The following is a 12,380-nucleotide window of genomic DNA, read 5'->3' on the forward strand; positions in this document are numbered from 1 at the left end:
GCGTCCGTGGGGCGAGACGTCACGGCGATCCCTATTTATCGCCCCTCGGACGCGAGGCCCAAGGGGCCGAAAAACCCGCGGCGCCAGCCGCCGATGTCACAGCGTGCGGTACAGGTCGGGCTCCAGGTAGATGAGGCGCGCGGTCGGCACCGCCGTGCGCACCCGCATCTCCGCCGCGTCGATCGCCTCGGCGACCCCGGCGATGTCGAGCCCCGGCGCGATGGCCACCTTGGCCGCGACCAGCATCTCCTCCGGTCCCAGGTACTCCGACTTCAGGTGGATCACCGAGGTGATCAGCGTGCCGTCGACCAGATTGTCGCGGATGGCGCGGTCCTGCTCGGGAGTGGCGCCCTCGCCGATGAGCAGGCTCTTCATCTCCACGATCAGCACGATCGCGATGAGCCCGAGCAGCACACCGATGCACAGGGTGCCGATGCCGTCGTAGATCGGGTCGTCGGTGACCACGGTGAGCCCCACCGCGGCGAAGGCGATGACCAGACCGATCAGCGCGCCGGTGTCCTCGAGCAGTACCACCGGCAGTTCGGGGCTGCGCGAGTTGCGGATGAACCGCCACCAGCTCGCGGACCCCTTGAGCGGCTTGGATTCCCGTACCGCGGTGAGGAAGCTGAAGGTCTCGAGCCCGATCGCGATGCCGAGGATGACGATCGCGACGATCGGCTGACTCAGCTCCTCGGGATGCTGGATCTTGTGGATGCCCTCGTAGATCGCGTACACCGAGCCGAGGGTGAACAGCACCAGCGCCACGACGAAGGAATAGAAGTACCGGTTGCGCCCGTAGCCGAACTGGTGCAGCTCGTCGGCGTCCTTGGCGGCCGCGCGCTGCCCGAACAGCAGCAGGCCCTGGTTGGCCGTGTCGGCCACCGAGTGCACCGCCTCGGCCATCATCGACGCCGATCCGGTGATCGCCGCGCCGACGAACTTCGACACCGCGATTCCCGCGTTGGCCGTCAACGCGGCGATGATCGCCTTCTTACCACCACCAGCCGACATATCCGCCCGCCCTTCCGCTTCGCTGAACACCTTCGTGCCCGCAACAGCCTAGGCGGCGCACGGCGATCCGCGCGCTCCGGCTCAGTGGCCGGTGCCCACGCAGGCGTTGAACAGCTGGGCGGGCCCGCGCACCGCGCGGGCGCGGATGTCGCTGTCGGTCGCCGAGATCCAGGCCGCGCTGCCGCGCTCGACGGTGAGGGTGCGCCCGTTCTGGGACAGTTCGACCGTGCCCGCGGTGCACAGCACGATGCCCGGCCCGGCGTCGGCCAGCACCACCGCGTCGCCGTCGGCGGGCAGGTCGAAGCGGCACAGCGCGAATTCCGGTGCGGGCGTGCGATACCGCACCCCGCCGTCGGCGCCGGGCTCCGGTTCGATCACCGGCAGGTCGACCGGCTCGAAATCGAGGACCCGCAGCAGTTCCGGCACGTCGACGTGCTTGGGGGTGAGCCCGCCGCGCAGCACATTGTCGGAGTTGGCCATGATCTCCACGCCCACGCCGCGCAGGTAGGCGTGCAGGTTCCCGGCGTCGAGGAACAGGCCCTGGCCGGGTTCGAGGGTGAGCCGGTTGAGCAGCAGCGCGGCCAGCACGCCCGCGTCACCGGGATACACCTCGGCCAGTTCCAGCGCCGTGCGCACCTCGGCGGCGAACGGGCGCGGACCACGCCCGGACAGATAGCGCACGCAGCCTTCGAGCACCGCGGGCAGCAGGGTGGACAGCGCCGCGGGCGGCAGCGTGATCCAGGTGGTGAACAGCGTGCGCAGCCCGGCCGAATCGGGCTGGGCGGCAAGCAGTCCGGCGTAGACGTCGAGACCCGGCACGGCGAGCGCGCGCAGCAGCTCGACGGTGCGGTGCGGGTCGCGGAAGCCGGCCAGCGCCTCGAACCGGTCCAGTGCGACGACCAGTTCGGGCTTGTGGCTGTCGTCGCGGTAGTTGCGCATGGGCGAGTCCAGCGGCACCCCGGTGCGGTTCTCCCGTTCGAAGCCCGCCTTGGCCTGCGCCGAACTGGGGTGGGCCTGCAGCGACAGCGGTTCCTCGGCGGCCAGGATCTTCAGCAGGAACGGCAGCCGGGTGCCGAAGGTGTCCGCGGCCGGGCCGAGTTCGCGGATCGGGTCGGCGCTGACCACCTCGAGCAGCGAGAGCTTGCCGTCGACGGTCCGCACGTGGGCGGGGTCGGCCGGGTGCGCCCCGAACCAGAGTTCGGCCTCGGGATGGGCCGAGGGCACCGGGCGGCCGCACAGCTGAGCGAGCGCGGTGCGCGATCCCCAGGCGTAAGAACGCAGCGCACCAACGAGTTCCTGCACTAGTAGCGTCCCCCGTCGTGGAATCGGTCCGGGCCGGGCGCGGCCGCGCCGCGCGCCTCCAGGAGTCGGAGATAGGCCGCCGCCATGTCCAGGCGCAGCGCCAGCACGGCCAGTTGCTCGATCTCGCTGCCGTGCCCGCCACCGGCGGCGGAGGTGGCCGCCGCGCTCTCCTGGGCCGGGGCCACGCCCGGTTCGGCGAGCTGGGATTGCAGCACGTCGACATCGGCGTGCACCAGATCCGCGTCGACCAGACCCGCGCCCGCGCCGTCGAAGACCGCCAGTTTGCGCCGCGCGGCCGCCTGGTCGGGGTGCACGCTCAGCGCCAGCACCCGCACCCGGTCGACCGGGGCCGGGCCGTCGAGTTCCTCGTCGTGGAACAGCGGGTCGAAGCCCGGTGCCGTGCCCGCGGCCTCGGTGAGCCTGCCGATCGAGGCGACGGCATCGGCCAGATCGGCGGCCGCGGCCAGCGTGCCCGCCGACTGCAACAGCACCTCGGCGCCGTGGGCGGCGAGCTCGACGGCGGCGGGGGAGTCACCGGCCAGGACCACGCCCACGCCGTGCATGCGCGCGGCCAGGGTCTTGGCGGGATTGTGGAAGACCTCGTTGTGCGGCCCGTCGCGCAGCGCCTCGGCGTCGAGCATGTCGGCCAGTTCGGTGAGATCGGGGGTGGCCGGCACGCTGCGCTGGGCGTCGACCGCGCGCAGCACCGCGATGCCGACGGCGAGGAAACGCAGCAGCCGGTTGTGGTCGAGCACCGGCACGCGCGGCTCCAGCACGATGGCGCGACCCGCGGCGACCGCGCGCAGCGGGCCCTCGTTGGGCGCGGCCACCACCACTTCGGCGCTGCGGCGCAGCGCGCGGTCCACGGCGTCGATCAGGCGCGGATCGCCCGCGTCGTCGCCGGCGACGAGCACCACGTCGAGTGGGCCCACCCACGGCGGCAGCGCGGTGACCGGCACGATCGGCAGCCCGGCCCGGTCACCGAGGGTGGCGACCAGCAGGCCCGCCGCGCGCGCGGCCCGTCCCGACCCGGTGACCAGCACCAGGCTGCGCGGCCGCAGATCGGCCAGGCGTTCGGTGAGCGCGGTCTCGGCGACCGCGGCCGCCGTCGCCCGCACCTGGGCGCCGCCGGAAGCCGCCGAGCGCAGGGCGCCGCCGGTGTCGGCCGCCTCCAGCGATGCGGCATCGTCGAGGTCGAATACCGGTGTTCCAGCGATCATCGCCGAGTCCACCTCCCCTCATCGCACCGTGTCGTCTGTGATTCCACTATTCCAGTCAGGCGCCGACGATGGTGAGATTCCCGGGACCGACCATGCGATTCCACCTGCACTGGTTTCATTTTCCCGCATCAAGCGCGGACGATGCCCAGGATCTCGGTCACGATGGCGTTTACTTCGGCCTGCGATCCGGCCTCGACATTGAGCCGCAGGAGCGGTTCGGTGTTGGACGCGCGCAGATTGAACCAGGCGTGCTCGCCCAGGTCCACGGTCACCCCGTCGAGCCGGTCCACCGATTCGGTGCGGTCGGCGAAGGCGGCCAGCACGGCCTCGGTGCGTTCGGCGGCGTCGGCCACGGTGGAGTTGATCTCGCCGGAGGCCGCGTAGACGTCGTAGGCGGCCATCAGCTCCGAGACCGGCCGCTGTCCCTCGCCGAGGGCGGCCAGCACGTGCAGCGCGGCCAGCATGCCCGAGTCGGCACCCCAGAAATCGCGGAAGTAGTAGTGCGCGGAGTGCTCGCCGCCGAAGACCGCGCCGGTGGCCGCCATCTCCTGCTTGATGAACGAGTGGCCCACCCGGGTGCGCACCGGCTTGCCGCCCAGCTCCTCGACCAGTTCGGGCACCGCGCGCGAGGTGATCAGATTGTGGATGACGGTGGCGCCCGGCTCCTTGGCCAGCTCGCGCTGGGCCACCAGGGCGGTGATCGCCGAGGGCGAGACCGGCTCGCCGCGCTCGTCGACGACGAAGCACCGGTCGGCGTCGCCGTCGAAGGCCAGGCCGATGTCGGCGCCGCTGCTGCGCACCAGCGCCTGCAGGTCGACCAGGTTCTTCGGATCGAGGGGGTTGGCCTCGTGGTTGGGGAAGGAGCCGTCGAGCTCGAAGTACAGCGGCACGATGGTGACCGGGCCCAGGGTGCCCAGCACCGCGGGGACGGTGTGGCCGCCCATGCCGTTGCCCGCGTCGACCGCGATGGTCAGCGGGCGGATGTCGTCGAGGTCGACCAGCTCGCGCAGGAAGCTCGCGTAGTCGGCCAGCAGGTCGGTGCTGGTGGCGGTGCCGGGGGCGCCGTCGTAGGCGGGCACGCCGGCGACGATCTCGGCGGAGATGGTGGCCAGGCCGGTGTCCTGGCCCACCGGCAGCGCGTTGGCGCGGCACAGCTTGATGCCGTTGTAGCGGGCCGGGTTGTGGCTGGCGGTGAACATCGCGCCGGGACAGCCGAGCTTGCCGGAGGCGAAGTAGAGCTGGTCGGTGGAGGCCAGGCCGATGTGCACCACATCCAGGCCCTGGGCCAGTACGCCGTCGGCGAAGGCCCGCGACAGCTCGGGCGACGACTCGCGCATGTCGTGGCCGATCACGATCCGGGTGGCGCCCTCGGCCCGCATCAGCCGGGCGAAGGAGGCGCCGACATCGGCGACGAACCCCGCGTCGATCTGTTCGCCCACCACCCCGCGGACGTCATAAGCCTTGATCACGGCGTTCACGAGTTCGCTGGAGCGCGCGACAGTCGTCATGAGCCCTAGCCTATCCGCCTCCCCGAGACTCAGGCCGTACTGGTCCGGTAGCTCGACAGTTTTCGACAGGTCCTGCGTCAGGAGGCCCCGGCTGGGAGGTGGCCGGGGAGTTACCCATGTACTCCCGAGATCAGTGATCGCGCTGGGTATTTACGGATCGGGCAGCACGCGTAGGTGCCCGCGGCGGCCCGTACGGCCGGTGCGTGGGGGAGCCGACTCGGCGTAGCCCGGCTGGTCCGGGTCGGACGGGCGGCGGCGCAGCCCCGCCTCGCGGACGGCCTCGGCCAGGGCGGTGAGATCGTCGTCGTCGGGGGAGCTCGAGGAGAAGCCGCCTTCGTGGCGGACCAGTTCCCAGCCCTTCGGGGCGGTGATGCGGCAGGCGTGGGTTTCGCACAGATCCCAGGAGTGCGGTTCGGCGACGGTGGCCAGCGGTCCGACGACGGCGGTCGAGTCGGAGTACACATACGTCAGCGTCGCTACGGCCGGGTTCTTGCAGCCGGGTCGGCAGCAACGACGCATGGGGATCACGATGTCGAGGTTAACCCTCCGGCTCGCAAAAGGGGATACGGACACGCCCTCATTCGGGTTCCGGATCGATCAGATCGGGGTCTACACCGAGGTAGGTGGCGATCTGCTGGACGAGCACCTCGCGCAGCAGTTCCACCAGATCGTCGGGGTCGGCGGCGCGCAGTTCGAGCGGTTTGCGGAACAGCACCACCCTGGCTCGGGTGGCCGCACCGTGCCGGTCGACTCCGGCGGGAATCAGCCGCGACAGCGGCACCGGGCCGTCGGCGACCACCTCGTCCGGCCAGGTGACCGAATCGGGGTGCAGCGGACGGATTTTCGGGACGTCGTCGACGGCGATGTCGAGCTTGGTGAGCCGGTCGTGCCAGCGGGTGTCCAGCGGTGCGAAGGCCTCGAGCACCAGCCGGTCGAACTTCTGCCCCCTGGTGCGCCAGGCGGGTACCGTCGGCGGGAGCATGGGGCCTCGAACCCCGCGGCCGCGACGGGTCACCGATCGTGCGGTGGGCGCCGGGAAATGACGCCGGGAGCGTGCCATCGTCTTCTCCGCCTCTCTCGCGTGTACTGGGTGGTACCCGCGCCGGCGTCGAAGACCTGCGACGCGACTGCTGGGCGTTCGCCCGGAGACACCGACGTACTGCGCCTGCGTGTGCTCCGGGCCAGGCCTCAGAGTCTACTTTCGAACGATTCTCTAACCGATTCCGCGCTTCAGCCTGCGGCGCTCTCGTTCCGAGAGACCACCCCAGATGCCGAAGCGTTCGTCGTGTGCCAGTGCGTATTCCAGGCACTGGTCACGTACTTCACAGCCCATGCAGATGCGCTTGGCTTCGCGAGTCGAGCCGCCCTTCTCGGGGAAGAACGCCTCGGGATCGGTCTGGGCGCACAGCGCGCGTTCCTGCCACTGCTCTTCGATGGATTCGAACATTTCGTCGAAGCCCGTCACGACCAGACTCAGCCGGGGCGCCGCGACTTCGGTGACCACGTCCGGTTCCTGCCAGCTCACCTCGGCGCAGACAGCATGAGCTGCGCCTGCTGTGGAATCGGTCGGCGAGACCATATCTTCGGTCATCGTTCCGCCTCCTCACTATGTGTTAGCGCAGAATGATTCTTTCCGTCGGACCGATACGAACCCCGACGGCACAACACCGCGATGTCGTCTCGCGGGCTTCCCCGAACCTGTCCTCCGGCGAGCCAACACCCTCTCGCAAACGCCCCCGCGCTATGCCTTCTCGCGGTGACCGGAATGACATGTCTGTGATTAGACACGCCGCACTTACGCGTGGTCAACCCGCCGTCACCCTTCCGTTACACTCCGGACCCGCCTTTCGTGTTGATCTTGTTATGTGCTGTGGCAAATGACCAGCAACTTCACTCTTCCTCGGCGCCGGAGCACCCCCGTGCCACCACTCACTAGGCTGTGATCTCGTGACTGCACAACACGCGGTGCGCAAGCCCGAGATCGCCGTCCTGGTCGGCGGCGTCGGCGGTGCCCGGTTCCTCCAGGGCGTCCGGCAGCTGCTGCCCGACGCCGAGATCTCCGCCATCGTCAATGTCGGCGACGACGTGTGGATGCACGGTCTGCGGATCTGTCCCGACCTCGATACCTGCATGTACACCCTCGGCGGTGGCATCGATCCCGAGCGTGGCTGGGGCCACGCGAACGAGACCTGGCACGCCAAGGAGGAGCTGGCGAAGTACAACGCCCAGCCCGACTGGTTCGGGCTGGGCGATCGCGACATCGCCACCCATCTCATCCGCACCGAGATGCTGCGCGCCGGATACCCGCTCTCCGCGGTCACCGAGGCGCTGTGCAACCGCTGGCAGCCGGGCGTCAAGCTCATCCCGGCGACCGACGATCGGTGCGAAACCCACGTCGTCGTCAGCGATCCCGACAACGCCGGCGAACGTCGCGCGATCCACTTCCAGGAGTGGTGGGTGCGCTACCGCGCGGCGCTGCCGACTCACGGATTTGCCTCGATCGGCGCCGAACAAGCCTCTCCGGCACCCAATGTGACCGAAATCATAAGCTCCGCCGACGCGGTGTTGCTGGCCCCGTCCAACCCCGTCGTGAGCATCGGCGCGATCCTCGCGGTGCCCGGTATCCGGGGCGCGCTGCGCACCACCGAGGCCAAGGTCGTCGGTCTCGCGCCGGTGATCGACGGAAAGCCGTTGCGCGGCATGGCCGACGAGTGCCTGTCGGTGATCGGGGTGGAGTCCACCGCCGAGGCGATCGGCCGCCACTACGGTGCCCGCTCGGCCACCGGCATCCTCGACGGCTGGCTGGTGCACTCCACCGATACGGCCGAGGTTCCCGGCGTGGAGGTGCGCAGCGTGCCGCTGCTGATGACCGATGCCGACGCGACGGCCGAAATGGCCCGCGCGGCACTGGAACTCGCGGGGGTGAAGGCGTGAGCGCACCGTCAGATCACGCTGCCGGGGAGCTGCGGATTCTGCCCGTCACCGGGTTGCCGGAGTTCCGCCCGGGCGACGACATCGCCGAACATCTTGCGGCACAGGCACCGTGGCTCGCCGACGGGGACGTCCTCGTGGTCACCAGCAAGATCGTGTCCAAGGCCGAGGGCCGCATCGTGGCCGCGCCGACCGACCCCGAGGAACGCGACACCGCCCGGCGCGCGCTCGTCGATCAGGAGGCCGTGCGTGTGCTCGCACGCAAGGGCCGCACCCTGATCACGGAGAACCGCCTCGGCATCGTGCAGGCCGCCTCCGGTGTCGACGGCTCCAATGTCGCCGAGGGCGAACTGGTGCTGCTGCCCACCGATCCCGACGCCAGCGCCAAGGCGTTGCGGGCCGCCCTGGCGACCCGGCTCGGCGTGGACGTGGCGGTGGTCATCACCGACACCATGGGCCGGGCCTGGCGCAACGGCCAGATCGACGCGGCCATCGGCGCCGCGGGCCTGCGGGTGCTGCACGACTACGCGGGCGCGGTCGACGGGCAGGGCAACGAACTGTTCGTCACCCAGGTGGCGATCGCCGACGAACTGGCCGCCGCGGCCGACCTGGTGAAGGGCAAGCTCGGCGGGGTCCCGGTGGCCGTGGTGCGCGGGCTGCCGATCGACGACGACGGCTCGAGCGCGGCGGCGCTGCTGCGCGGCGGCGTCGACGACCTGTTCTGGCTCGGCACCGCCGAGTCGATCGAGAAGGGCCGCAAAGAGGCTGTGCCGCTGCGCCGTTCGGTGCGTGCCTTCGCCGCCGAGCCGGTGGACCCGGAACGGATCAGGGCTGCCGTCGCGGCGGGCCTGACCGCGCCCGCGCCGCACCACACCCACCCGGTGCGCTTCGTCTGGTTGCGCGACCCGGCCAAGCGCGCCGCCCTGCTCGCCGCCATGGCCGACAAGTGGCGGGCCGATCTCACCGCCGACGGACTCGACCCCGAACGGGTGCAGCGCCGGGTGGCGCGCGGGCAGATCCTGGCCGACGCGCCGGAGGTGATCATCCCGTTCTGCGTGCCCGACGGCGCGCACGACTACCCCGACGCGCGTCGGCAGGCCGCCGAGCAGACCATGTTCACCGTCGCGGTCGGCGCGGCCGTGCAGGGCCTGCTGGTGGCGCTGGCCGCCGACGGTCTTGGCAGCTGCTGGATCGGCTCGACGATCTTCGCCCCGGAGGTCACCCGCGAGGTATTGGACCTGCCCGGCGACTGGAACCCGTTGGGCGCCATCGCCATCGGTCATCCGCTCGAGGAGCCCACCCCCCGCACCGTCGGCGCGCCCGGCCCCGGCCTGGTGGAGCTGTGAGCGCGGAGTCGCTGCACGCCTCGGCGACCGAGCTGCTCACCGCGTGGAAACCCGAAGCGCGACAGGACAATTCGCTGCGCGAGGCGATGCTCGCCTTCCTCGGCTCGGCCCCGGGGGGCTGCCTGCGTGAGCACGCGCCCGGCCACATCACCGCCTCGGCGATCGTGTTCTCGCACGACCGCTCCGAGGTGCTGCTGACCCTGCACCCCCGGGTCGGCCGCTGGATCCAGCTGGGTGGGCACTGCGAGCCCGGCGACGAGACCGTCGCCGACGCGGCACTGCGCGAGGCGGTCGAGGAGTCGGGCATTCCGGACCTGGTGCTCACCCCCGGTCTCTACGCCGCGCAGGCGCATCCGATCACCTGCTCGCTCGGTGTGCCGACCCGGCATCTGGACCTGCTCTTCGAGATCGTCGCCCCGCCCGGCGCGGTGCCAGTGCGCAGTGCCGAATCGACGGATCTGCGCTGGTGGCCGGTCTCCGGGCTACCGCCCGGCGCGGACGTGCTGCTGCTGCCATAACCGGTCGCTGACCGGACCCGAAAGACGGTCGCGCCCACCCGGGCGTGACCGTCTTTTCGTTATCTCGCCGTTGCAACTTTACAAATCTGCGGATTTGTCTAGACGCCGGACAATTCGGGACCTATCGTCTGTGACAGAGAGTTACGCACATCACAGCTGTGAGATGTGCCTCAGAAGGAGACGACGATGTCGACCGATGCCAACACGTCCGAGCAGCGGGTCGCGCCGCCGCAGTGGCGTGATTCCAAGCGTTACCTCTGGCTGTGGGGGTTGTTCGCCCCGACCGGCCTGTTCACGATCGCGATCCCGCTGATCTGGGGCCTCAATCAGCTCGGCTGGCATCGGCTGGCCGAGGTCCCGTTCTGGCTGGGCCCGGTGCTGGTCTACCTGGTGATCCCGCTGGCCGACCTGTTCTTCGGTCCCGACGGCGACAATCCGCCCGACGAGGTGATGGAGTACCTGGAGAACGACAAGTACTACCGGTACCTGACCTACCTGTACCTGCCGTTCCAGTACGCCTCGCTGATCTTCGCCTGCTACATCATCACCGCCGACAACCTGCACTGGCTTGGCTTCCCCGGCGGGGCCAATGTGGTCGACAAGATCGGCATCGCCATCAGCGTCGGCATGATCGGCGGCATCGGCATCAACACCGCGCACGAGCTCGGGCACAAGAAGGTCGACCTGGAGCGCTGGCTGGCCCGCATCGCGCTGGCGCAGTCCTTCTACGGTCACTTCTACATCGAGCACAACCGCGGCCACCACGTGCGCGTCGCCACGCCGGAGGACCCGGCCAGCTCGCGCATCGGCGAGAGCTTCTGGGCGTTCTGGCCGCGCACGGTCTGGGGCAGCCTGCGCTCGGCCTGGCACCTCGAGAAGGACCGCCTGGCCCGCCTGGACAAGAGCCCGTGGACGTTGCGCAACGACGTGCTCAACGCCTGGGCCATGTCGGTGGTGCTGTGGCTGGGCCTGATCGCGGTCTTCGGTATCGAGGTGCTGCCGTACCTGATCCTGCAGGCGGTGATCGGTTTCAGCCTGCTCGAGTCGGTGAACTACCTCGAGCACTACGGCCTGGTCCGGCAGAAGACCCCCAGCGGGCGCTACGAGCGGCCCGCGCCCACGCACAGCTGGAACAGCGACCACATCGTCACCAACATCTTCCTCTACCACCTGCAGCGCCACAGCGACCATCACGCCTACCCGACCCGGCGCTACCAGACGCTGCGCAGCTGGGACGGCGCGCCCAACCTGCCCAGCGGCTACGCCAGCATGATCCTGATCGGCTACTTCCCGCCGATCTGGCGCCGGGTCATGGACAAGCGGGTCCTCGCGCACTACGACGGCGACGTCACGCGCGCGAACATCGAGCCCAGGCATCGCGACAAGGTACTGGCACGGTACGGAACGGAGAATCCGGCATGAGTTCTTATAAGTGTCCGGTCTGTGATTATGTCTACGACGAAACGAAAGGTGCCCCGCGCGAAGGTTTTCCGGCAGGCACGCCGTGGGCCTCGGTGCCCGAGGACTGGTGCTGTCCGGACTGCGGGGTCCGGGAGAAGATCGACTTCGAGGCAGTAGGAGTTCCGCAGTGACCCCGTACAAGCTCTACCAGTGTGCCCAGTGTGGTTTCGAGTACGACGAGGCGCAGGGCTGGCCCGACGACGGCATCGCCCCCGGCACCCGCTGGGACGACATCCCCGAGGACTGGACCTGCCCGGACTGCGGTGCCCGCAAGTCCGACTTCTTCATGGTCGAGATCGAACGTTCGTGAACGTGGGAGCGCCGCGGACGGGTCGGCGCATCCCGTACCAGGAGGCGGCGCGCGAACTGCTGCGCACCTCGGTACTGGACGGCATGCGCGACCTGCTCACCGAACGGGACTGGTCCAAGATCACCCTCGGTGACGTCGCGGCGCGGGCCGGAGTCAGCAGGCAGACGCTCTACAACGAGTTCGGCTCGCGCTCCGGCCTGTCCCAGGCCTATGCCCTGCGGCTGGCCGACGAGCTCGTCGACCACGTCCGCGAGGCGCTCGACGCCCACGTCGGCGACGCCCGCGCCGCCATCCGGGTCGGCATGACCGGCTTCTTCCTGGCCGCGGCCGCCGACCCGCTGGTGCGTTCGCTGCTGGCCGGGGAGATGAAGCCGGACCTGCTGCGCCTGATCACCCTGGACGCGGGCCCGCTGCTCGAGCACGCCACCGCGCGGCTGGCCGAGGTCTTCGTGCACAGCTGGGTCGACGCCACCGACACCGAGGCCGACGTGCTCGCGCACGCGCTGGTGCGCATCGCGCTCAGCTACATCCCGAATCCGCCGGTGCCCGAGCGCGACGCCCCCGCGGAGATGAGCGCGCTGCTCGGTCCGTACGTGGAGGCGATCGTGCAGGTACGCGGCATCCGGGACCCAACCGGTGAGTGGGATCACTGAGACATCTCACGAGCTCTGATTCGCCACTGTGTAACCGTCACCACGTTTAGGAAGCTGACGCTGTGTAACGCGCCTACGGTCTGTCACTATTTCACTCGGTCGGCGAATGGTCTTTTTTAC

14 protein-coding genes are annotated in these 12,380 nt (G+C 69.9%); 7 read left to right on the forward strand and 7 right to left on the reverse strand.

The annotated features are described in order from the left end of the window. Nucleotides 1-96 precede the first annotated feature (96 nt). From ACWEMY_RS15340 to ACWEMY_RS15370, 7 genes are all read right to left on the reverse strand, one after another. Nucleotides 97-1,011, reverse strand: a complete 915-nt coding sequence (locus ACWEMY_RS15340) for a cation diffusion facilitator family transporter (RefSeq protein ID WP_452390523.1) — start codon at nt 1,009-1,011, stop codon at nt 97-99. Between the two features lie 81 nt (nt 1,012-1,092). Beyond that, nucleotides 1,093-2,313, reverse strand: coding sequence for a mannose-6-phosphate isomerase, class I (gene manA / locus ACWEMY_RS15345; protein WP_375929719.1), 1,221 nt, complete (start codon nt 2,311-2,313; stop codon nt 1,093-1,095). Beyond that, on the reverse strand, nt 2,313-3,533 hold the full coding sequence (locus ACWEMY_RS15350; protein WP_452390524.1) for a tobH protein: 1,221 nt from the start codon (nt 3,531-3,533) through the stop codon (nt 2,313-2,315). The genes manA and ACWEMY_RS15350 overlap by 1 nt, the downstream gene beginning before the upstream one ends. 128 nt (nt 3,534-3,661) lie before the next feature. Continuing rightward, nucleotides 3,662-5,041, reverse strand: coding sequence for a phosphomannomutase/phosphoglucomutase (locus ACWEMY_RS15355; RefSeq protein WP_452390525.1), 1,380 nt, complete (start codon nt 5,039-5,041; stop codon nt 3,662-3,664). 150 nt (nt 5,042-5,191) lie between these two features. Further along, complete coding sequence (locus tag ACWEMY_RS15360; RefSeq protein ID WP_375935409.1) at nt 5,192-5,560, reverse strand: DUF3499 domain-containing protein; 369 nt, start codon at nt 5,558-5,560, stop codon at nt 5,192-5,194. A gap of 58 nt (nt 5,561-5,618) precedes the next feature. Continuing rightward, nucleotides 5,619-6,101: a metallopeptidase family protein gene (locus ACWEMY_RS15365; RefSeq protein ID WP_278263341.1), complete on the reverse strand. Its 483-nt coding sequence runs from the start codon at nt 6,099-6,101 to the stop codon at nt 5,619-5,621. 153 nt (nt 6,102-6,254) lie between these two features. Continuing rightward, on the reverse strand, nt 6,255-6,488 hold the full coding sequence (locus ACWEMY_RS15370; RefSeq protein ID WP_085999665.1) for a WhiB family transcriptional regulator: 234 nt from the start codon (nt 6,486-6,488) through the stop codon (nt 6,255-6,257). A 500-nt stretch (nt 6,489-6,988) separates the two neighbouring features. Between ACWEMY_RS15370 and cofD the strand changes: the two genes are divergently transcribed. The 7 genes from cofD to ACWEMY_RS15405 all read left to right on the forward strand — a co-directional run bounded on the left by cofD (nt 6,989) and on the right by ACWEMY_RS15405 (nt 12,260). Then, nucleotides 6,989-7,975 (forward strand): 2-phospho-L-lactate transferase, encoded by a 987-nt coding sequence (gene cofD, locus ACWEMY_RS15375; protein WP_452390526.1) that lies wholly within the window; start codon nt 6,989-6,991, stop codon nt 7,973-7,975. Beyond that, a complete protein-coding gene (locus ACWEMY_RS15380) occupies nt 7,972-9,318 on the forward strand; it encodes a coenzyme F420-0:L-glutamate ligase (RefSeq protein WP_452390527.1) in 1,347 nt (448 codons plus the stop codon). Before cofD ends, ACWEMY_RS15380 begins: the two co-directional genes overlap by 4 nt. Continuing rightward, entirely contained in the window at nt 9,315-9,836 is a 522-nt protein-coding gene (locus ACWEMY_RS15385) for an NUDIX hydrolase (protein ID WP_452390528.1), read from the forward strand. Before ACWEMY_RS15380 ends, ACWEMY_RS15385 begins: the two co-directional genes overlap by 4 nt. A gap of 186 nt (nt 9,837-10,022) precedes the next feature. Next, nucleotides 10,023-11,258, forward strand: coding sequence for an alkane 1-monooxygenase (locus tag ACWEMY_RS15390; RefSeq protein WP_375929713.1), 1,236 nt, complete (start codon nt 10,023-10,025; stop codon nt 11,256-11,258). After that, nucleotides 11,255-11,428 (forward strand): rubredoxin, encoded by a 174-nt coding sequence (locus ACWEMY_RS15395; protein ID WP_452390529.1) that lies wholly within the window; start codon nt 11,255-11,257, stop codon nt 11,426-11,428. The genes ACWEMY_RS15390 and ACWEMY_RS15395 overlap by 4 nt, the downstream gene beginning before the upstream one ends. After that, on the forward strand, nt 11,425-11,607 hold the full coding sequence (locus tag ACWEMY_RS15400) for a rubredoxin (protein WP_278263347.1): 183 nt from the start codon (nt 11,425-11,427) through the stop codon (nt 11,605-11,607). The genes ACWEMY_RS15395 and ACWEMY_RS15400 overlap by 4 nt, the downstream gene beginning before the upstream one ends. Before the next feature lie 83 nt (nt 11,608-11,690). Beyond that, complete coding sequence (locus tag ACWEMY_RS15405; RefSeq protein ID WP_452390576.1) at nt 11,691-12,260, forward strand: TetR family transcriptional regulator; 570 nt, start codon at nt 11,691-11,693, stop codon at nt 12,258-12,260. Nucleotides 12,261-12,380 lie beyond the last annotated feature (120 nt).

Source organism: Nocardia sp. NPDC004415, assembly GCF_053602435.1.

Coding starts and splice junctions, on each gene's coding strand:
- ACWEMY_RS15370 (WP_085999665.1), bottom strand. CDS start 6,488: ATGTTCGAATCCATCGAAGAGCAGTGGCAGGAACGCGCGCTGTGCGCC.
- ACWEMY_RS15355 (WP_452390525.1), bottom strand. CDS start 5,041: ATGACGACTGTCGCGCGCTCCAGCGAACTCGTGAACGCCGTGATCAAG.
- ACWEMY_RS15390 (WP_375929713.1), top strand. CDS start 10,023: ATGTCGACCGATGCCAACACGTCCGAGCAGCGGGTCGCGCCGCCGCAG.
- ACWEMY_RS15340 (WP_452390523.1), bottom strand. CDS start 1,011: ATGTCGGCTGGTGGTGGTAAGAAGGCGATCATCGCCGCGTTGACGGCC.
- ACWEMY_RS15395 (WP_452390529.1), top strand. CDS start 11,255: ATGAGTTCTTATAAGTGTCCGGTCTGTGATTATGTCTACGACGAAACG.
- ACWEMY_RS15350 (WP_452390524.1), bottom strand. CDS start 3,533: ATGATCGCTGGAACACCGGTATTCGACCTCGACGATGCCGCATCGCTG.
- ACWEMY_RS15360 (WP_375935409.1), bottom strand. CDS start 5,560: ATGCGTCGTTGCTGCCGACCCGGCTGCAAGAACCCGGCCGTAGCGACG.
- ACWEMY_RS15405 (WP_452390576.1), top strand. CDS start 11,691: ATGCGCGACCTGCTCACCGAACGGGACTGGTCCAAGATCACCCTCGGT.
- ACWEMY_RS15365 (WP_278263341.1), bottom strand. CDS start 6,101: ATGGCACGCTCCCGGCGTCATTTCCCGGCGCCCACCGCACGATCGGTG.